General features: G+C 72.3%; 11 protein-coding genes and 6 pseudogenes. 13 read left to right on the top strand and 4 right to left on the bottom strand.

All coding sequences use genetic code 11. The annotated features are described in order from the left end of the window. Positions 1-35 precede the first annotated feature (35 nt). The 4 genes and pseudogenes from dnaK (at position 36) to SCK26_RS17505 (ending at position 4,203) form a co-directional block, all read left to right on the top strand. A complete protein-coding gene (dnaK, locus tag SCK26_RS17520) occupies positions 36-1,871 on the top strand; it encodes a molecular chaperone DnaK (protein WP_318202241.1) in 1,836 nt (611 codons plus the stop codon). After that, positions 1,868-2,534: pseudogene (gene grpE, locus SCK26_RS17515) on the top strand (nucleotide exchange factor GrpE). The gene dnaK and the pseudogene grpE overlap by 4 nt, the downstream one beginning before the upstream one ends. Before the next feature lie 33 nt (positions 2,535-2,567). Continuing rightward, a pseudogene (gene dnaJ / locus SCK26_RS17510) lies at positions 2,568-3,730 on the top strand (molecular chaperone DnaJ). Positions 3,731-3,735: 5 nt separating this feature from the next. Then, complete coding sequence (locus tag SCK26_RS17505; protein WP_030790825.1) at positions 3,736-4,203, top strand: heat shock protein transcriptional repressor HspR; 468 nt, start codon at positions 3,736-3,738, stop codon at positions 4,201-4,203. A gap of 683 nt (positions 4,204-4,886) precedes the next feature. On the opposite strand, the pseudogene SCK26_RS17495 reads toward SCK26_RS17505, so the two are convergent. Then, positions 4,887-5,704, bottom strand: a pseudogene (locus SCK26_RS17495) (PA14 domain-containing protein); the annotation flags it as partial. Positions 5,705-5,994: 290 nt separating this feature from the next. On the opposite strand from SCK26_RS17495, the pseudogene SCK26_RS17490 reads away from it, so the two are divergent. Further along, positions 5,995-7,099: pseudogene (locus SCK26_RS17490) on the top strand (sugar ABC transporter substrate-binding protein). A gap of 221 nt (positions 7,100-7,320) precedes the next feature. Continuing rightward, positions 7,321-8,365, top strand: a pseudogene (locus SCK26_RS17485) (LuxR C-terminal-related transcriptional regulator). A 15-nt stretch (positions 8,366-8,380) separates the two neighbouring features. Here SCK26_RS17485 and SCK26_RS17480 read toward each other — a convergent pair. Then, complete coding sequence (locus SCK26_RS17480; RefSeq protein ID WP_318206033.1) at positions 8,381-9,328, bottom strand: helix-turn-helix transcriptional regulator; 948 nt, start codon at positions 9,326-9,328, stop codon at positions 8,381-8,383. Positions 9,329-9,733: 405 nt separating this feature from the next. Between SCK26_RS17480 and SCK26_RS17475 the strand changes: the two genes are divergently transcribed. Next, a complete protein-coding gene (locus tag SCK26_RS17475; RefSeq protein WP_318202238.1) occupies positions 9,734-10,087 on the top strand; it encodes a hypothetical protein in 354 nt (117 codons plus the stop codon). A gap of 125 nt (positions 10,088-10,212) precedes the next feature. On the opposite strand, the gene SCK26_RS17470 is transcribed toward SCK26_RS17475, so the two are convergent. Beyond that, positions 10,213-10,626, bottom strand: a complete 414-nt coding sequence (locus tag SCK26_RS17470; RefSeq protein WP_318202237.1) for a TIGR03618 family F420-dependent PPOX class oxidoreductase — start codon at positions 10,624-10,626, stop codon at positions 10,213-10,215. 126 nt (positions 10,627-10,752) lie between these two features. Here SCK26_RS17470 and clpB point away from each other — a divergent pair. Together clpB and SCK26_RS17460 are read left to right on the top strand one after the other, a co-directional pair. Then, positions 10,753-13,336, top strand: a pseudogene (gene clpB / locus SCK26_RS17465) (ATP-dependent chaperone ClpB). A 504-nt stretch (positions 13,337-13,840) separates the two neighbouring features. Continuing rightward, entirely contained in the window at positions 13,841-14,374 is a 534-nt protein-coding gene (locus SCK26_RS17460; RefSeq protein ID WP_318202236.1) for a YbjN domain-containing protein, read from the top strand. Positions 14,375-14,435: 61 nt separating this feature from the next. On the opposite strand, the gene SCK26_RS17455 is transcribed toward SCK26_RS17460, so the two are convergent. Then, positions 14,436-15,620, bottom strand: a complete 1,185-nt coding sequence (locus tag SCK26_RS17455; RefSeq protein ID WP_318202235.1) for a pyridoxal phosphate-dependent aminotransferase — start codon at positions 15,618-15,620, stop codon at positions 14,436-14,438. Positions 15,621-16,441: 821 nt separating this feature from the next. On the opposite strand from SCK26_RS17455, the gene SCK26_RS17450 reads away from it, so the two are divergent. From SCK26_RS17450 to SCK26_RS17435, 4 genes are all read left to right on the top strand, one after another. Next, on the top strand, positions 16,442-16,966 hold the full coding sequence (locus tag SCK26_RS17450; RefSeq protein ID WP_318202234.1) for a DUF2617 family protein: 525 nt from the start codon (positions 16,442-16,444) through the stop codon (positions 16,964-16,966). Between the two features lie 109 nt (positions 16,967-17,075). Next, a complete protein-coding gene (locus tag SCK26_RS17445) occupies positions 17,076-18,710 on the top strand; it encodes a polyamine aminopropyltransferase (RefSeq protein ID WP_318202233.1) in 1,635 nt (544 codons plus the stop codon). A 132-nt stretch (positions 18,711-18,842) separates the two neighbouring features. Continuing rightward, a complete protein-coding gene (locus tag SCK26_RS17440; RefSeq protein ID WP_318202232.1) occupies positions 18,843-19,829 on the top strand; it encodes an SRPBCC family protein in 987 nt (328 codons plus the stop codon). 55 nt (positions 19,830-19,884) lie between these two features. Further along, positions 19,885-20,673, top strand: a complete 789-nt coding sequence (locus tag SCK26_RS17435) for an aldose 1-epimerase (RefSeq protein WP_318202231.1) — start codon at positions 19,885-19,887, stop codon at positions 20,671-20,673. Positions 20,674-20,675: the final 2 nt, after the last annotated feature.

Here is a 20,675-nt window from a genome sequence, read left to right as displayed (position 1 = left end):
GCCTGTTCCACTCAAGTCAGCTGGAGGAATCAACCATGGCACGTGCGGTCGGCATCGACCTGGGCACGACTAACTCCGTCGTCAGCGTTCTGGAGGGCGGCGAGCCCACCGTCATCACCAACGCCGAGGGCGCCAGGACCACGCCGTCCGTCGTCGCCTTCGCCAAGAACGGCGAGGTGCTCGTCGGCGAGGTGGCCAAGCGGCAGGCGGTCACCAACGTCGACCGGACCATCCGGTCCGTGAAGCGGCACATGGGCACCGACTGGAAGATCGCGCTGGACGGGAAGGACTTCAACCCGCAGCAGATCTCCGCGTTCATCCTGCAGAAGCTGAAGCGGGACGCCGAGGCCTACCTGGGCGAGAAGGTCACGGACGCGGTCATCACCGTCCCGGCCTACTTCAACGACTCCGAGCGCCAGGCGACGAAGGAGGCCGGCGAGATCGCCGGCCTGAACGTCCTGCGCATCGTCAACGAGCCGACCGCGGCGGCCCTCGCCTACGGCCTGGACAAGGACGACCAGACGATCCTCGTCTTCGACCTCGGCGGCGGCACCTTCGACGTGTCCCTGCTGGAGATCGGCGACGGCGTCGTCGAGGTGAAGGCCACCAACGGCGACAACCACCTCGGTGGTGACGACTGGGACCAGCGCGTCGTCGACTACCTGGTCAAGCAGTTCCAGTCCGGCCACGGCGTGGACCTGTCCAAGGACAAGATGGCCCTCCAGCGCCTCCGCGAGGCCGCCGAGAAGGCCAAGATCGAGCTGTCCTCCTCCACCGAGACCTCGATCAACCTGCCGTACATCACGGCGTCCGCCGAGGGCCCGCTGCACCTGGACGAGAAGCTCACCCGCGCCCAGTTCCAGCAGCTGACGGCCGACCTGCTGGAGCGCTGCAAGACGCCGTTCCACAACGTCATCAAGGACGCCGGCATCTCCATCAACGAGATCGACCACGTCGTCCTCGTCGGTGGCTCCACCCGTATGCCCGCCGTCGCCGAGCTGGTCAAGGAGCTGACCGGCGGCAAGGAGGCCAACAAGGGTGTGAACCCGGACGAGGTCGTCGCCATCGGCGCCTCGCTCCAGGCCGGCGTGCTCAAGGGCGAGGTCAAGGACGTCCTGCTGCTCGACGTCACCCCGCTGTCCCTCGGTATCGAGACCAAGGGCGGCATCATGACCAAGCTGATCGAGCGCAACACCACGATCCCGACCAAGCGCTCGGAGATCTTCACCACGGCCGAGGACAACCAGCCGTCGGTGCAGATCCAGGTCTACCAGGGCGAGCGCGAGATCGCGGCGTACAACAAGAAGCTCGGCATGTTCGAGCTGACCGGTCTGCCGCCGGCGCCGCGCGGCGTCCCGCAGATCGAGGTCTCCTTCGACATCGACGCCAACGGCATCATGCACGTCACGGCGAAGGACCTCGGCACCGGCAAGGAGCAGAAGATGACCGTCACCGGCGGCTCCTCGCTCCCGAAGGACGAGGTCGACCGCATGCGCGAGGAGGCCGAGCGCTACGCGGAGGAGGACCACAAGCGCCGCGAGGCCGCCGAGACGCGCAACCAGGGCGAGCAGCTGGTCTACCAGACCGAGAAGTTCCTCAAGGACAACGAGGACAAGGTCCCCGGTGAGGTCAAGACCGAGGTGGAGTCCGCCGTCGCCGAGCTGAAGGAGAAGCTCAAGGGCGAGGACACCGCCGAGATCCGCACCGCCACCGAGAAGGTCGCGGCCGTCTCGCAGAAGCTGGGCCAGGCCCTGTACGCCGACGCCCAGGGCGCGCAGGCCGCCGGCGGCGCTCCCGCCGGTGACGCCAAGGACGACGACGTCGTGGACGCCGAGATCGTGGACGACGAGCGCAAGGACGGTGCCGCGTGACGGAGGAGACCCCGGGCTTCGAGGAGAAGCCCGACGTCCTCCGGCGCCACCTCCGACGACGCCGAGCCGAAGGCCGCCTCCGAGGAGGGGGCGGCCCCGGCCGGGGACGGACCCGCAGAGAACGCCGGTCTGGTCGCCCAGCTGGACCAGGTGCGCACGGCGCTCGGCGAGCGCACGGCGGACCTCCAGCGCCTCCAGGCCGAGTACCAGAACTACCGCCGCCGCGTCGAGCGCGACCGGGCCGCGGTCAAGGAGATCGCCGTGGCGAACCTCCTGACCGAGCTGCTCCCGGTGCTCGACGACATCGGCCGGGCACGGGAACACGGCGAGCTGGTCGGCGGCTTCAAGTCGGTGGCCGAGTCGCTGGAGACCGTCGCGGCCAAGATGGGCCTGCAGCAGTTCGGCAAGGAGGGCGAGCCCTTCGACCCGACGATCCACGAGGCCCTGATGCACTCCTACGCGCCGGACGTCACCGAGACGACCTGCGTGGCGATCCTGCAGCCCGGGTATCGCATCGGCGAGCGCACCATCCGCCCCGCGCGGGTGGCCGTGGCCGAGCCGCAGCCCGGCGCGCAGACCGTCAAGGCGGACCAGGCGGAGGGCGCCGAGGAGGACACCGCGGCGGACGGCGACAAGGAGAACGGTGGCCCGGACGAGGGCTGACGTGACAACAGAGGGGAAGGAGGGACGTCGGGGATGAGCACCAAGGACTTCATCGAGAAGGACTACTACAAGGTCCTCGGCGTCCCCAAGGACGCCACCGAGGCCGAGATCAAGAAGGCGTACCGGAAGCTCGCCCGCGAGTTCCACCCGGACGCCAACAAGGGCAACGCCAAGGCCGAGGAGCGCTTCAAGGAGATCTCCGAGGCGAACGACATCCTCGGCGACCCCAAGAAGCGCAAGGAGTACGACGAGGCGCGCGCGCTCTTCGGCAACGGCGGCTTCCGCCCCGGGCCGGGCGCCGGCGGCTCGTTCAACTTCGACCTGGGCGACCTCTTCGGAGGCGCCGCCCAGGGCGGAGGCTTCGGCGGTGGGATCGGTGACGTCTTCGGGGGCCTGTTCAACCGCGGCGGCACCGCGGGCCCGCGTACCCAGCCCCGGCGTGGCCAGGACGTGGAGTCCGAGGTGACGCTGAGCTTCACGGAGGCCATCGAGGGCGCCACGGTGCCCCTGCGGATGTCCTCCCAGGCGCCGTGCAAGGCCTGCTCGGGCACCGGCGACAAGAACGGCACACCGCGGGTGTGCCCGACCTGCGTCGGCACCGGACAGGTCGCGCGGGGCTCCGGCGGCGGCTTCTCGCTCACCGACCCCTGCCCCGACTGCAAGGGCCGCGGCCTGATCGCCGAGCACCCCTGTGCGGAGTGCAAGGGCAGCGGACGCGCCAAGTCGTCGCGGACCATGCAGGTCCGCATCCCCGCGGGGGTGACCGACGGCCAGCGCATCCGGCTGCGCGGCAAGGGCGCGCCCGGCGAGCGGGGCGGCCCGGCCGGCGATCTGTACGTGGTCGTGCGGGTCGGGGAGCACCCGGTGTTCGGACGCAAGGGCGACAACCTCACCGTCACCGTGCCGGTGACGTATCCCGAGGCGGCCCTCGGCGGCGAGGTGCGGGTGCCGACCCTCGGCGGCCCGCCCGTGACCCTGAAACTGCCCCCGGAACCCCGAACGGCCGTACGATGCGGGCCCGGGGCAAGGGCGCGGTCCGCAAGGACGGCACCCGCGGCGATCTGCTGGTCACCGTGGAGGTGCGTGTCCCCACGGACCTGTCGGGGAAGGCTCGTGACGCACTGGAGGCGTATCGCGAGGCGACCGCGGGCGAGGACCCGCGGGCGGAGCTGTTCGAGGCCGCGAAGGGAGCTTGAGAGAGATGGATGGCCGTCGTCCCCGCCAGCGCGGTGGTTTCTCACCGTACGAACTGACCGATGAGACCCCGGTCTACGTCATCTCGGTGGCGGCCCAGCTCTCCGGACTCCACCCGCAGACGCTGCGCCAGTACGACCGGCTCGGCCTGGTCTCCCCGGACCGCACCGCGGGACGGGGCCGGCGCTACTCGGCGCGGGACATCGAACTGCTCCGCCAGGTACAGCAGCTGTCGCAGGACGAGGGCATCAACCTGGCCGGCATCAAGCGGATCATCGAGCTGGAGAACCAGGTCGCCGCGCTCCAGTCCCGGGTCGCGGAGCTGGAGGCGGCCCTGGACGGCGCGGCGGCGGCGATGCGGCAGCGCGAGGCCGCGGTGCACGCCTCCTACCGGCGCGACCTGGTGCCGTACCAGGAGGTCCAGCAGACCAGCGCGCTGGTGGTGTGGCGGCCCAAGCGGCAGCAGCAGGACTGACGGCGCGTACAGGCGCACGAAGAGGGGCCCGGGTTCACCCGGGCCCTCTTCTTCTATGCTCCGGCGCCGCCGGCCGTGGGCTCGGGCTCGGTGCCCTCCTCCGGCGTGCCCAGCTCGGTGGCGACCACCACGTCGGCCTCGCCGGTCTGCTTGTAGCGGGAGTTCCCGGACGAGTCGACGGCATCGACGAAGAAGCAGCGCTGATCGCCGTCGGGGACCGTGGTGTGCCGGTAGGAGGTGACGTCGGGCGTCAGCCAGGCGGTCTCGGAGGCGGAACAGACGCTCTCCTCGCCGTCGCTGAGGACCATGCCCACGTAGACGGAGTACCGGTACAGGTCGGTCGCCGGGTTCTGGTCCCAGGTCAGCTCGAAGCCGTAGTCGGTCGGGGTGGCCTTCAGCCCGGTGACGGGCGGCGGCGGGGTGTCGTCCCGGCGCTTGCCGGCGACGGCGGCGGACCGGGCGGACTCGTTGCCCGCCGCGTCCACCGCGGTCACCTGGTAGGAGTAGGTGGTGCCCACCGCGGCCGTGGCGTCCCGGTAGGACGGCTCCGCCGTGCTGCCGAGGAGGGCGTAGGTGCCGGTGGCGCTCGCCGCCCGGTAGACCCGGTAGGAGGCCGCGCCGGATGCGGCGGACCAGCCGAGGCGCAGGCCGTCCCGCTCGGAGGCGTCGGTGATCTCCAGGCCGGCCGGCGCGCCGGGCGCGGTGCGGTCGGCGGTGGTGACGGGCTTGTCGGCCGTGCCCGCGGACTCGTTGCGGGCCTTGTCGTAGGCGCGGACCTCGTAGTAGAAGGTCTCGCCGGTCACCGGCAGAGTGGTGTCGGTGTAGCTGGTGGCGGTGGTCGTCGCCAGCGGCACGGCCTCGAACGGGTGGCCCTGGAGCCGCCGGTAGAGGCGGTAACCGGCGAGGTCCATCTCCTTGTTCTTCGACCAGCTCACCTTGGCCCGGCCGGTCGCGGAGTCGTACGACACCGAGGCCCCGGACGGCACCAGGGGCTTGACCTTGTCCACGTCGGCCGTGGTGCGGGGGTGTAGGCGAAGGAGACGTCCGCGGCGCCGGTCCAGTTGACGAAGTCCACGCGGAGCGTGTGCTTGCCGGAGGGGATCGTGACGTTGACGGTCTTCTTCTGGGTCGTGGAGACGTTCTTCCACAGGTCGACCTTGCGGCTGCCGTCCAGGTACACCCGGATGCCGTCCTGGGCGGTCACCGGCAGGGCGAAGGGACCGCCGGAGCCGAAGTCGCGGGTCACGGTCCAGCGGACGCCGAAGTTGTCCTTGGGCAGGCCCGTGGCCGGGGCGGCGGTGCCCCACTTCTCGGCGACCGTGCTGTCGCAGTCGGTCTTCTTCGGGCTGCCCGAGAAGGTGGTGTTCGCGAAGAACTGCCGCTGGTAGGCGGGAGAGGCGCAGCTCACGGCGGCGGACGCGGACGGGGCGACGGCGCTCAGCAGGGCGCCGGCGGCGGCGAGCACGACGGCCGTGGCGGTCGCGCGTCTGGCTGGGTTCATTCGTTCCTCTGATCGAGTCGAGTGCGGCTGGGGCCGCCGGTGATCACGACTCGTGGTGAACCGGGTTGGTTGTACGGATCTTCGTCACCCGGGAACTTCCTTGGCGTGGAGGGGAGGTAACGGCCCTTTGCAGAGGGTTTCGCGTGATCTTCACAGTTGCTGCTGAGCGTGGTGTTGCGCACTCGTTAAGTGATTTTTCTTGACGCCGGGTGGGCGCGCCGCGTTGTCTTTTCAGACACCCGGGTCGTAGCGCACCACCCCTCCGTACCACACCTGAAGTGAGCCCCCGAATGCGTCGTATCGCCATGTCCGTGGCCGCCTCCACGATGACTCTCTCGCTCGCCGGCTGCGGCGTGCTGAACGCGACGGGGGACGGCGCGAGCGCGAGCCCGACCAAGGGTGACGACATCACCGTGGGCCTGCTGCTGCCGGAGAAGGCGAACACCCGCTACGACAAGTTCGACTACCCCATCATCAAGCGCAAGGTCGCCGAACTCACCCGGAACAAGGGCAAGGTCGAGTACGCCAACGCCGAGGCGAGCGCCGCCCGGCAGGCCGAGCAGATGCAGAACCTGATCGACGCCAAGGCCGACGTCATCCTGCTGGACGCGGTGGACGCGCACGCCATCGCCGGCCAGGTGAAGAAGGCCAAGGACGCGGGCATCCCGGTCATCGCCTACGACCGGCTCGCCGAGGGCCCGATCGACGCCTACGTCTCCTTCGACAACGAACGTCGGCGAGGTGCAGGGCCGGACCCTGATGGAGGCCCTGGGCTCGGCCGCGGACACCTCCGACAAGGTCGTCATGATGAACGGCTCGCCCACCGACCCCAACGCCAAGCAGTTCAAGGAGGGCGCGCTCTCCGAGCTGAACGGCAAGGTGACGATCGCCGAGAGCTACGACACCACGGACTGGAAGCCGGAGAACGCCGAGGCGAACATGGCCAAGGCGATCGCCGAGCTGGGCAAGGGCAACATCGCCGGCGTCTACTCCGCCAACGACGGCATGGCGGGCGGTGTCATCAAGGCCCTGAAGGCGGCGGGCGTCACCGACCTGCCTCCGGTCACCGGCCAGGACGCCGACCTGGACGCGGTGCAGCGGATCGTGGCCGGCGAGCAGTACATGAGCGTCTACAAGTCCTACCCGGACGAGGCCGAGGCCGCCGCGCAGATCGCCGTCACCAAGCTCCAGGGCAAGGACATCCAGTTCGACGCCCTCACCCGGGACCGGGTGGACAGCCCCACCGCCAAGGACATCCCGGCCAAGCTGGTGCAGGTGGCCGCGCTGACCAAGCGCACCATCAAGGACACCGTCATCGCGGACGGCATCTACACGGCCGGCGACATCTGCACCGCCAAGTACAAGGCGGACTGCGCGGCGCTCGGGCTGAAGTAGCCGCCGCGGGCACCCGTAACCGGCGTCCGGCCCGCCGTGCCGGAGCCGGGTCCGCGCCACCACCGGCGTCGTGTCGCGATGTGAAGGCCGGAGCGTCACCCGAACCCGGGCAGAGCGGGACCACTTGGGCGCCGTCGCCCGGGCAGCCGTGTTGCGGACCCGGTCGGCGCCGCGCATAGTTGCGCTGCGGAAGTGGCAGCACACCGGGGGTGAAATGGGCGATGGCCGGGCGCGGGACGGAGGAGCACCCTCACGGTGCCGACCGGCTGTGTGAGGCCGGGGATCGCGTGTACTCCCGTGCCGTGCGCCGGGGACGGGTGCCGCGCTCGGACGCCGAGCCGGTGCCCTGTCTGCTCGGAACTGGCCCTGCTCCACCCCGATCCCGACGACATGGACTGGCTGGTGCCGACCTCCCCGCAGGAGGTCATGACCCGGCTGCTGCGCGGGGTCTACGACGAGGTCAGCGCGAGCCAGCGGCGGGTGGGCTCGGCGGTGGCCGCGTTCGAGTGGTACGCGGGCCTGGGCCGGCAGCGCGACGCCCTGACGGCACCGGCCGAGGGCAGCGCCATCCGGGTCCTGGACGGGCTCGCCCGCATCCAGGCGGCGATGGACGAGGCGACCGAGGCGTGCACCACCGAGGTGCTCACCGTGCAGCCCGGCGGCATCCGGCGGGAGGCGGAGCTCACCGAGGGCCTGCACCGGGCGCTGGCGCTGCGCGGCCGTGGCGTGCGCATGCGCGACCTCTACACGCATGTGGCGCGGCACGGACAGGGACTGCTGAACTACCTGGAGCTGATGGGCGACACGGTGGAGGCCCGCACCCTGGACGAGGTCATCGACCGGCTCATCCTCTTCGACCGCACGGTGGCCTTCATCCCCGCCAACGCCGACCGCACGATGGCGCTGGAGCTGCGCCATCCGGCGCTGGTGGAGTACCTGGTGACGGTCTTCGAGCGGCTCTGGCGGCTCGCCATCCCGCTGACCGCGCCGCTGCCCGACACCGGCATCGAGGGCATCTCGCACCGGGAGCAGTCCATCGCCGAGCTGCTGGCGGAGGGCCACCAGGACGCGGTGATCGCCGAGCGGCTGGGCATCAGCGTGCGCACCTGCCGGGCGCACATCGCCCGGCTGTCGGAGACCCTCGGCGCGGCCAGCCGGACCCAGCTCGGCGTGCGCATCGCCCAGGTGGGACTGGACGGCCACCGCCCGCCCCGGCCGGCCGGGGCGCTCACCGGGGCCGACCCCGAGCCGCCGGCCGCGCGCTGAGCCGGGCGGGTGGCCTCAGTGGGCCCGGTCCAGGATGCCGGACTGGGCGATGAGATAGCCGAGCTGGGCGCGGCTGCCGCTGCCGAGGGCGTGGGCCAGCAGCTTGGCTATGTGCGCGCGGCAGGTGCGCACGTTCATGCCGAGGCGGCGGGCGATGGCCTCGTCCACGTGCCCCTCGACGAGGAGCTTGGCTATGGAGTACTGGACCTCGGTGATGCCGTCGGAGGCGGTCTCGTAGGGTGCGCCGGCGCTCAGCGGGACCGCGCGGGCCCACATGAACTCGAAGACCTTGATCAGATAGCGGACGAGTCCGGGATGGCGGAGTTCGAGCGCGACCTCGCCGTCGTCCCGGGTCGGGATGAAGGCCACCGTCTCGTCGCAGATGATCAGCCGCTCGGCCAGTTCGTCGATCGTCCGGTATTCGACCTTGCCGTCGGCGAACTGGGCCACGTAGGCCAGGGTTTCCGGGCTGTAGCGGGCGGGGTGCTGGTACAGGGTGCGGATGCGGCAGCCCCGCTCGATCAGCGGGCGGTCGCGCTCCAGGGCCTTGGCGAGGGTGTGTTCGAGACGTTTCCGGCTCGGCTGGACCGTGAGCATCTCGGTCTGGCACTGGGAGGTGGCCAGATCCAGCGCCGCGTTGATCCGGTCCAGGCCTTCCAGCACGGTGATCGAGTGAGTGGTCGCCGTCGGCTGGGCACTGATGCTCATGAACGGCTCGAAAGCGTCGGCGAGTTCGATGGACTCCCGGCGGCGCTGGGTGATCTCCTGCTCGATCGGGTTCAGCCGCTGGGCCAGAGCGATCGACGGCGGCACCGGGCGCAGCCAGTTGGGGTCGTCGGGGTCGGGATGGAGGAGGGCGAACTCCATCAGGCAGGGCGCGGGTTCCACGTCCGCACGGGCTATGCGGCCCGTCCGGAGAGCGTTCCCGTAGAGCCGGCTCCCCTCCTCGCACAGGTCGGTCAGACCATGGGGATGTGTCCGCTTTATCTCGTTTATCGCCAAATCTCCACCCCCCAGGGTCCTGAACGTGCAGGAACATGATGCATCGTTTGTGTGGCCATGACGTGCCGGAATGGGCCATCGTCGTATCTGGACGGGGGAGAGGTGACCTTCACATGAGGACGAAGCCGACTATGCATAAGACAATGCTTCGCTCGGCGCTTGTCGCCGCCTTCTCCGCCGCCTTGGCCTTCGGCGCACTGACCGGTCATGCGGAGGCGGGGGACGCTGTCGCTCAGGACAGCAGTTGGCGCGTACAGGCCGCTGCTGCGCGGGCGCCGGTGACAGCAGCTGGGTGATCGTGGCGTCCGATGTCCCGGGCGACAGCTCGTGGGTCCCGCCGGCGGACAGCAGTTGGGCTGTGCGGTCATGACCACTCCACCCGACGACCGCTCCTTCCGTCGCGAGATGGCCACCGCGTACCGGTCCGGCTGGCACTTCATCGACCTGGTCACCGCCATCCCCCACAGCGGTGATTCGCTGATGGTGACCGTGTTCGGCGAACCGGTCGTCGTCACCCGGGACGAGGACGGCGACGTGCGGGCGTACCGGTGCCTGCGCAGGCCGCGCGGCGCCCCGCAGCCGGTGCGGTGTGCCATCCGGTACGGAATGATCTTTGTGAACCTGGACCAGCGGGACCACCGGCTCTCCGAGCCGGTGGAGTCCGACCTGAGGACCATCTCGGCCACCCCCGCAGTGCCTGACGCGATTCCCCCGTCGTAAAAGATCGCTCAGGCGCTTCCCCCGCAGCGGCGTCACCGTGACCTGAACACGGTGACGCCGCTGCTGTTTGCGGGGATATTTCGCGGTATGCAGATATTTTCATGCTGGCCGAAAATCGCCGTAGGTCAGCCGTTCCCGAGCGCCCGTTCGACCTCGATCTCGATCACCACGCGCGCCGGATTCGGCCGGGGCGCGTGCTGGTAGCGCTCGGCGTAGCGCCGCTCGGCCTCGGCCACCTGCTCCGGCGCGGTCCGTACCCGCGCCCACCCCTCCAGCGTCGCCCAGCGCCGGCCGTCCACCTGGCACACCGCGACCCGGGCGCCCGCCTCGCCGGCCGCGGCCACGTACCGCGCCTTCGCGCTGCTCCCGCTGGTGATCACCCGGGCCAGCCGCGCCCCGGCGTCGTACGTCACCCCGACCGGCACCACGTGCGGGCTGCCGTCCGGGCGCAGGGTCGTCAGGGTGCACAGGTGCCGTTCGCGCCAGAAGGCGAGGTACGGCTCGTCGAGGGCGGCCGGGTCCATGGAGTGCCTGGTCATGCGCGCAACCTAACCCCTCGGCACTCCCCGCTGAAGCTTGAGTGGAATAGACTCAACTTTGTGTACGCTGGTTAAGTCAGCAACTGGAGAGCGGTCGAGGAGGAGAACGCAACGTGGACGCGCGAGCTGACCAACAGGAGCCGGGACGCGATCAACGCCGCGAGCCAGCGGGCCGTGACCGGGGGCACCCGGACCTCACCCCCGCCCACCTGCTGCTGGCCCTGCTCCAGGGGCAGGACAACGAGAACATCACCGACCTGCTCGCCGCGGTCGACGCCGACCAGGCCGCCGTGCGCTCGGGCGCGGAGCGGCTGCTGGCCGGGCTGCCCAGCGTGGCCGGGTCCACCGTGGCGCCGCCGCAGCCCAACCGCGAGCTGCTGGCCGTGATCGCCGACGCCGGCGAGCGCGCCGGGGAGCTGGGCGACGAGTACCTGTCCACCGAGCACCTGCTGATCGGCATCGCCGCGCAGGGCGGTGCCGCCGGCGAACTGCTCACCCGGCAGGGCGCCGACGCCAAGAAGCTGCTGGAGGCCTTCAAGAAGGCCAGGGGAGGACGCCGCGTGACCACCGCCGACCCCGAGGGCCAGTACAAGGCCCTGGAGAAGTTCGGCACCGACTTCACCGCCGCCGCCCGCGAGGGCGGCTGGATCCCGTCATCGGACGGGACCAGGAGATCCGGCGGGTCGTGCAGGTGCTGAGCCGCCGTACGAAGAACAACCCGGTCCTCATCGGCGAGCCGGGCGTCGGCAAGACCGCCGTCGTCGAGGGGCTCGCCCAGCGGATCGTCAAGGGCGACGTGCCCGAGTCGCTGAAGGACAAGCGGCTGGTCGCGCTCGACCTCGGCGCGATGGTGGCCGGCGCCAAGTACCGCGGTGAGTTCGAGGAGCGGCTGAAGGCCGTCCTCGCCGAGATCAAGGGCTCCGACGGCCAGATCATCACCTTCATCGACGAGCTGCACACCGTCGTGGGCGCCGGCGCCGGCGGCGACTCGGCCATGGACGCGGGCAACATGCTCAAGCCCATGCTCGCCCGCGGCGAGCTGCGGATGGTCGGCGCCACCACCCTGGACGAGTACCGGGAGCGGATCGAGAAGGACCCGGCGCTGGAACGCCGCTTCCAGCAGGTCCTGGTCGCCGAGCCGACCGTCGAGGACACCATCGCCATCCTGCGCGGCCTGAAGGGGCGCTACGAGGCCCACCACAAGGTGCAGATCGCCGACGGCGCCCTGGTGGCCGCCGCCACCCTGTCCGACCGGTACATCACCTCCCGCTTCCTGCCGGACAAGGCCATCGACCTCGTCGACGAGTCCGCCTCCCGGCTGCGCATGGAGATCGACTCCTCCCCCGTGGAGATCGACGAGCTCCAGCGCTCCGTCGACCGGCTGCGGATGGAGGAGCTGGCGATCGCCAAGGAGACCGACCCGGCCTCCGTCGCCCGCCTGGAGAAGCTGCGCCGCGACCTCGCCGACAGGGAGGAGGAGCTGCGCGGGCTCACCGCCCGCTGGGAGAAGGAGAAGCAGTCCCTCAACCGGGTCGGCGAGCTGAAGGAGAGGCTGGACGACCTGCGCGGACAGGCCGAACGGGCCCAGCGCGACGGCGACTTCGACACCGCCGCCAAGCTGCTGTACGGCGAGATCCCGCAGCTGGAGAAGGAGTTGCTGGCCGCCTCCGCCGCCGAGCAGGAGGCCGCCCGGGACACCATGGTCAAGGAGGAGGTCGGCGCCGACGACATCGCCGACGTGGTCGCCGCCTGGACCGGCATCCCGGCCGGCCGGCTGATGGAGGGCGAGACGCAGAAGCTGCTGCGCATGGAGGAGGAGATCGGCAAGCGGCTCATCGGCCAGGGCGAGGCCGTGCGCGCCGCGTCGGACGCCGTGCGCCGCTCGCGCGCCGGCATCGCCGACCCCGACCGTCCCACCGGCTCCTTCCTCTTCCTCGGCCCGACCGGCGTCGGCAAGACCGAGCTGGCCAAGGCGCTCGCGGACTTCCTCTTCGACGACGAGCGGGCCATGGTCCGCATCGACATGTCGGAGTACGGCGAGAAGCACAGCGTGGCCCGGCTGGTCGGCGCGCCTCCCGGCTACGTCGGCTACGAGGAGGGCGGCCAGCTCACCGAGGCGGTACGGCGGCGCCCGTACAGCGTGGTGCTGCTGGACGAGGTGGAGAAGGCCCACCCGGAGGTCTTCGACATCCTGCTCCAGGTGCTGGACGACGGCCGGCTCACCGACGGCCAGGGCCGCACGGTGGACTTCCGCAACACGATCCTGGTGCTCACCTCCAACCTGGGCAGCCAGTTCCTGATGGACCCGCTGACCGGCGAGGAGCAGAAGCGGGAGCAGGTGCTGGAGGTCGTGCGCGCCTCGTTCAAGCCGGAGTTCCTCAACCGGCTGGACGACCTGGTGGTCTTCTCGGCGCTGACCAAGCCCGAGCTGGAGCGGATCGCCCGGCTCCAGACCGACCGGCTCGCCAGGCGGCTGGCCGAACGCCGGCTCACCCTGGACGTCACGCCCGAGGCGCTGGCCTGGCTCGCGGAGGAAGGCCTGGACCCGGCCTACGGCGCCCGCCCGCTGCGCCGCCTGGTCCAGTCCGCCATCGGCGACCGCCTCGCCCGGGAGATCCTGTCCGGCGAGATCAAGGACGGCGACACGGTCCGCGTGGACCGCTTCGGCAACGGTCTCCTGGTGGGCCCGGCCACCGGCAAGACCCTCTGACCGGCCTCTTCGCGCGCAAGCGCCCCCGCCCGTCCCGGCTCCGCCCGGACGGGCGGGGGCGCTTCGTGGTCCGGCACCGGAGCCGGTGCCGGCGTGCGGCGAGGTGCCGCCGGAGGCGACGGTGCGGGACTTCTTCGCCGCTCGCCGCTCGCCGCTCGGGCCGGGCGCCGGCGGCCCGGCCGGTGCGGGCCAGGCGCGTGCCCGGGCCGGAGGGCGCGCAGCGGCCGGTCACCCCGGCGCACCGGACGGAGGACGGCCTTCACCGGCGCGGGGACGCGGGGGCGCGGGCCTTCGGCGCGGCCGGGCGACGGGACACCCGCGCCGGGGCGTCCGGGCGGGTTCGGCCGCCCCGGCGGCCCGGCCCGGTGGCCGCCGTGCGCCCGGCCGCGCCCACCCCGCGCCGACACGGCGCTTCAGCTCAGGGCTGAGCGGTGGGTCGGGGCTTGCCACGCCCCTCCCCGCATGGGGGAGGATGGCGGCAATCCGCATGAAGGGAAAAACACGGTGAGCATCGACCCGTCCTCGATTCCGAATTTCGGGGGCCAGCCCGAACCGCAGCCCCAAGGACCGGCGGGCCCCGTCCTCCCGGATCAGGACCTGGTGAAGCAGCTTCTCGACCAGATGGAGCTGAAGTACGTCGTCGACGAGGAGGGTGACCTCGTCGCGCCGTGGGAGCAGTTCCGCACCTACTTCATGTTCCGCGGCGACGAGCCCGAGCAGGCCATCTTCTCGGTGCGGACCTTCTTCGACCGTCCGCACAAGATCGAGGAGAAGCCGCAGCTGCTGGAGACGATCGACGACTGGAACCGCCGCACCCTGTGGCCCAAGGTGTACACCCACACCCACGACGACGGCGCCGTCCGGCTGATCGGCGAGGCCCAGATGCTGATCGGCACGGGCGTCGACATCAACCACTTCGTCTCCTCCACGGTCAGCTGGGTGCGGGCCGCGATCGAGTTCGACAAGTGGCTGGTGGAGCAGCTCGGCCTGGAGCCGGAGGCCGGCGAGGGCGAGCAGCCCGAGGCCGACGGCGAGTAACGGCGAGCAACACGGTCCCGCGTCCCGGCCGGGGGCCCGCCCCCGGCCGGGCGCACCGCGCTCACATGGCCCGCAGCCGCTCGGCCGCCTCCCGCAGGACCTCCTCGCGCTTGCAGAAGGCGAACCGCACGAACGGCGCTCCCGCCTCCCGGTCGTCGTAGAAGACCGCGTTCGGGATGGCCACCACGCCCGCCCGCTCGGGCAGCGCGCGGCAGAAGGCGAAGCCGTCCTTCTCGCCCAGCGGCCGGATGTCGGTGGTGATGAAGTAGGTGCCGGCCGGCCGGAACACCTCGAAACCGGCCGCCGTGAGCCCCTCCGCGAGGATCTCCCGGCGGGCCAGCATGCCGCGGCGGAACTCCTCGTAGTACGAGTCCGGCAGCGCCAGTGCCTCGGCGACCGCGTACTGGAAGGGGCCGGAGGCGACGTAGGTCAGGAACTGCTTGGCCGAGCGGACCGCGGCGACCAGCTCCGGCGCGGCCGTCACCCAGCCGACCTTCCAGCCCGTGAACGAGTACGTCTTGCCGGCCGAGCCGATGCTCACCGTGCGCTCGCGCATCCCCGGGAACGTGGCGAGCGGCAGGTGCTCGGCGTCGTCGAAGACCAGGTGCTCGTACACCTCGTCGGTCACCACCAGCAGGTCCCGTTCCACCGCCAGCTCCGCGATCGCGGCCAGCTCGGCGCGGGTGAGGACGGTGCCGGTCGGGTTGTGCGGGGTGTTGACCAGCAGCAGCCGGGTGCGGTCGGTGACGGCCGCGCGCAGCTCGTCCAGGTCCAGCCGGAAGCTGCCCTCGTGCGGCCGCAGGGTCACCGGCACCCGCCGGCCGCCCGCCATCGCGATGCTCGCCGCGTACGAGTCGTAGTACGGCTCCAGCGCCACCACCTCGTCCCCCGGCTCCACAAGCGCCAGCAGCGCGGCGGCGATCGCCTCCGTGGCGCCCGCCGTGACCAGCACCTCGGTGTCGGGGTCGTAGGACAGGCCGTAGCGGCGTAGCTGGTGCGCGGCGATCGCGGTGCGCAGCTCGGGGACGCCGGGGCCCGGCGGGTACTGGTTGCCGCGCCCGTCGCGCAGCGCCCTGACGGCCGCCTCCCGGATCTCCTGAGGGCCGTCGGTGTCCGGGAAGCCCTGGCCCAGATTGATCGATCCGGTGGCCACGGCGAGGGCCGACATCTCGGCGAAGATCGTGGTCCCGAACTCGGCGAGCCGACGGTTGAGGTGAGGGCGTGCGCTGGAGGTCATGCCGGTCATCCTGCGCTCAAGCTCTGGAGTTCCTCAACTCCGCTTTGGGCGCTTCACCGGCCGGGCATCTCCCCGGCACCGCGCGGGACGCGGTGACACGGCGAGGCGCCCACGGGGGGCCGCTTCGGGGGGAAGGGAAGGAGGGTGGCGCCATGATCGGGGGCATCATCCTGGCGTTGATCGTGCTGGCGTTCATCGCGGCGGGCCGGACCCGCCGGAACCGGCGGACCGGGCCGCCGCGCCGCACGGGACGCGGACGCGGGAGCGCGGCGCGCCGCGGGTCGTCCTCGTCCGCCTCGTCCTCGGCCTACGGCGGGTCGGCGGCGGGCAGCTGGTGGGCCGGCGGCGACTCCGGCCCGTCGGGGCACCACGGCGGGCACCACGGGGGACACGGGCACGGCGGTCACTCCTGCGGCGGCGGCTCGTCGTGCGGCGGGGGTTCCTCGTGCGGCGGGGGGTCGTCGTGCGGCGGCGGCGGGGGCGGATGCGGGGGAGGCGGCTGACACGGGGCAGCCGGGCTTCCGGAACAGCGGGGGGACCGCATCCGGGCCGCACCGCGCCGGGCGTTCGCCGGACAGACATCCGGCGGGCGCCCGGCGTGTCTCATTCACGACCGGCGCGCGCCTTGGTTGAACAGTTGAGCTGTGAGCCCCCCGAGGGATGGAAACGCTACGAAGTTGGGTAAAAACCCTGTGGCGGCGCCCTAGTTCATGGTTCCCTCTAAACGCCAACGCAGCCCCTCGAACGCCCCCTGACTCCCCATTCCGGCCGGGCCGGCCGGGCTGAGATTGGCTGATTTCCCCCTCCTTGCGTGTTAGCGGAGCCGATCCATGCTCACGACCCTGAATACCTCCTACACCGATACGCGCGCTGCCGATCTCGCCTGGGCCCTGGGCCGCGAACCGCTGCCCGCACTGGCCACCCTCGATCTCGAACTCACCGGCGCCAAACTCCAGTTGCGGCTGCTCGGGGCCTCCCACCAGGTGCTCCTGGAGGAGCGGCGCGGCACCTGTTCGGAGACGGTCGCGTGCATCCCCGGCTCCAGCACCCCGCTGCCGCTGGGCGTCGCCAAACGCGTCGGCGACTGGGAGTACGAGTTCGCCGCCCGCGTGGAGGTGCTCACCCCGGGTTCCTTCGCGGGCCGCGCCCAGGAACTGCTGGCCCTCGTCTCCGACCACCCGCACGGCCTCGCCGGCGTCTTCCCCGGCAGCCCGCACGCCTTCACCGCGATGCTGGCCCAGCGGCACGAGGGCCAGGTGCACTGGCGTACCTGGCACGCCTACCCGCAGGACGGACAGCTGGTGGCCACCCGGACCCGGGTCGGCGAGCGGGCACGGGCGGCCCGGCCGAGCTGAGCGCGGGCTCGCCCTTCTGCCGTGACATAAACCCGTAATGCGTCAAGCGCCCCTGCATCCACACGTGTGGGTGACGAAGCGTGGCCGGGATGTGACGTAACGTCGCAGCGTGATCGAACCGCACGCCCCCGCGCCCCCGGGCGCCCCGCCCTCCTGGACGAGCCCCGCACGGCTGCCCGTCCGGCCCGGCACCGGGCGGTTCCTGGTCCTCGCGTGCGTCTTCGTCTGCGCCGCCTGCGGCCTCGTGTACGAACTGGAACTCGTGGCGTTCGCCTCGTACTTGATCGGCGACTCGGTCACCCAGGCGTCCGTGGTGCTGTCCGTGATGGTGTTCGCCATGGGCATCGGCTCCCTCGGCGCCAAACGGCTGCGCTGTCACGCGGCGGCCGGTTTCGGCGCCGTCGAGTCGGCCCTCGCGCTGGTCGGCGGATGCAGCGCCATGGCGCTGTACGCCGTGTTCGCCTGGACCGCCGGCTGGGGCGGGGTCTGGGCCGCCGGGCCACGCTGTCTGCTCGTCGCCTTCTCCCTGGCCATCGGTCTGCTCGTGGGTGCCGAGGTGCCGCTGCTGATGGAGCTGATCCAGCGCATCCGCCGGCAGGACGCGGGCGGCGCGGTGGCCGACCTGTTCGCCGCGGACTACGTCGGCGCCCTGGTCGGCGGCCTCGCCTTTCCCTTCCTCCTCCTGCCGTTCCTGGGCCAGTTGACCGGAGCGCTGCTGACCGGCACGGTCAACGTGGTCGCGGGCGGCGCCCTGGTCCTCGGCCTGTTCCGCCGCGACCTCGGCCGCCGCGCCCACTGGACCCTGCTGCTCACCGGCCTCGCCGTCCTCGGCGTCCTCGCCTCCGCCGCCGCTCTCGCCGGCGACTTCGAGCGGGCCGCGCGGCGCGCCGTGTACGGCACCGACGTCCGGGTGGCCGTGCGGACCGACGTCCAGGAGGTCGTCCTGGCCGGCGGCACCCGCGGCCGGCCCCTCGACCTCTTCCTGGACGGCCGGCTCCGCGTCGACGGCCGGGACGAGCGCCGCTACCACGAGGCCCTGGTCCACCCGGCCCTGTCCGGCCCGCACGCGCGCGTGCTGATCCTCGGCGGCGGCGACGGACTGGCCGCACGCGAGGTGCTGCGCCACCGCGACGTGCGCCGCCTCGACCTCGTCGAGCTGGACCCGGGCCTGGTGCAGCTGGCCCGGCACGACCCCGGCCTCGCCGCCGTCAACGCGCACGCCCTCGCCGATCCGCGCGTCCGGGTCACCACCGCCGACGCGCTCGGCTGGCTGCGCAGGACGCGCGGGCGGGCGTACGACGTCGTGATCAGCGACCTGCCCGACCCCGGCATCACCGCCAGCACCAAGCTGTACTCCCAGGAGTTCTACGGCCTGGCCCGCCGGGTGCTCGCTCCCGGCGGGCGCCTGGTGGTGCACGCCGGGCCCGTCACCACCCGGCCCCGCGCCTACTGGACCGTCGCCGCGACCCTCCGCGCGGCCGGCTACGGCGTCCGTCCCTACCGGGTGCCGGGCCACGACAGCGGCTTCGCGGCCGGCCCCGACCGCTCCACGGGCGCGTCCCGGGCCCCGCACGACTGGGGTTTCCTGCTGGCGGCCCCGGGCCGCACCCCTCCGCCCCTGCGCCTCGGCGCCTGGCGGCCGCGCACCCTGGACCAGGCCCGGCTGACGGCGGACGCGCGGGCGGCCGAGCGGACCCGCGTCGACGGGTTGCCGGCGTCGACGCTGGTGCATCCCCGGTATTGAGGGCCCAAGAGGGCCCAAGAGGGCCGGAGGCGGGGGCGCCGGGTGCGGGGGCCGGGGCGAACGGGGGTCCGGGGGCGGAGCCGGGCGCAGGCCCGGGTGAGTTCCGGCCGCGAGTGGGTAGGCTCCGGGACCATGGAGCACCAGGTCTTCGTCCAGGCTTCCACCGAACGGCTCGGCGCCGCCCTGGCCGACCCCGCCCGCGTCGCCCGTGCCGTCCCCGGGCTGCAGCAGGACGCCGGTGCCGAACCGATCACCGGCCGCCTGAAGCTGCGCGTCGGCGGACACTCCGTCACCTATCGCGGCACGGCCCGGGTGACCGCGCGCGCCGACGGCACGTACGCCGTCGAGGCCGACGCCGGCGAGGCCCGCGGCAGCGGCACGGTCGAGCTGGCCCTGACCTTGCGCCTCACGGCGGCGGACGGCGGCTGCGCGGTCACGGCCGAGGGCACGGCGACCGCGACCGGCCGGATCACAGAACTCCCGCCGGAGCAGGTGACGGCGGCGGCGACGAGGCTGCTGGACCGGTTCCTGCAGACCCTGGCGGCGCAGGCCGGGGAGACGGCGGAGGCCCGGGAGCAGGCAGAGGGTGAGGAGCCCGCTGGAGCCGGGGAGGCCGGGGCCGTGACGGCCGACGAGCCTCCGGTGGCCGGAGCCGGTGAACAGCCCGCTCCCCGTGCCGACGCCGACGCCGACGAGCCTCCGGCGCCCTCCTCCGACGACCGGCCCCCGCCTCCCGCGGGCACGCCCCGCCCCTCCGTCTTCGACACCGAGGTCCCTCCGCCCTCCCTGGACCGGGACGCGGACGCGGGCAGCGAGGACACCGGCACGGAAGGCACCGGCACCGACGGCACGGAAGGCACCGGCTCCGCCGACGACCGGCCCGTCGAGGACTTCGCCGATACCGGACAGCCGCCCGCCGAGGCCGCGCACGCGCGCCGGACGATGATCGGACGCAGCGCCGAGGAGGTCGACCACGCGCCGCCGCGCGGCCGCTACGCCCCCGTGCCCGCTCCCCAGACCGTCGCCGGCAACCCGGCCCTGCGCTGGGCGGCGCCCGCCGCGGCCGTCGCGCTGGCCTCGGCCGTCGTGGTCACCCGCGCCCTGCGCAGACGACGCTGAGGAAAGGCTGAACGGTTCGCACGCGCCCCCTTGAGCGCCCCAGTAGTGTCGTCCCGTGAGCAACGAAGACATCACGCTGACCGCAGGCGAAGCGGAAGTGCGCGTCAGTCCCGCGAACGGCGGCCGGATCAGCGGGCTCAGGGTCGGCTCCCTGGAGCTGCTGCGGCAGGGCCCGCGTTACGGCTGCTTCCCGATGGTGCCCTGGTGCGGCCGGATCCGCGACGGCCGCTTCCTGGACGGCGGCACCGTCCGTCAGATGCCGCTGAACTCGCCGCCGCACGCCATCCACGGCACCGCGCGCGACGGCGCCTGGCGCACCGCGCGCGTCACGGCGGACGAGGCGGTGATCACGTACGAGCTGACCGACCCCTGGCCGCACCCCGGCCGCGTCACCCAGGTCGTCGCCCTCACCGGGGACGGCCTGACGCTGACCATGTCCGTGGAGGCGTACGACGACTCCTTCCCGGCGCAGCTCGGCTGGCACCCGTGGTTCAACCGTGACCTCGACGGCGTCGGCGTGGAGCTGGACTTCAAGCCCGCCTGGCAGGAGGAGCGCGGCGCCGACCACCTGCCCACCGGCAACCGGACCGACCCCCGGCCCGGCCCCTGGGACGACTGCTTCGGCATGCCCGGCGGCGTCGACGTCACCCTCACCTGGCCGGACCGGCTGGAGCTGAGGGTGGCCAGCCGGGAGGAGTGGGTGGTGGTCTACGACGAGCAGGCCGAGGCGGTCTGCGTCGAACCGCAGACCGGCCCGCCCAACGGCCTGAACACCCTCCCGCGCCTGGTCACCCCGCTGGAGCCGCTGGAGGCGCGGACGACCTGGAGCTGGCGGCGGCTCTAAGC

Origin of the sequence: Streptomyces sp. SCL15-4, from assembly GCF_033366695.1 — a bacterium.
Taxonomy (GTDB): Bacteria; Actinomycetota; Actinomycetes; order Streptomycetales; family Streptomycetaceae; genus Streptomyces.
This window is presented reverse-complemented; position numbering and strand designations above follow the sequence as displayed.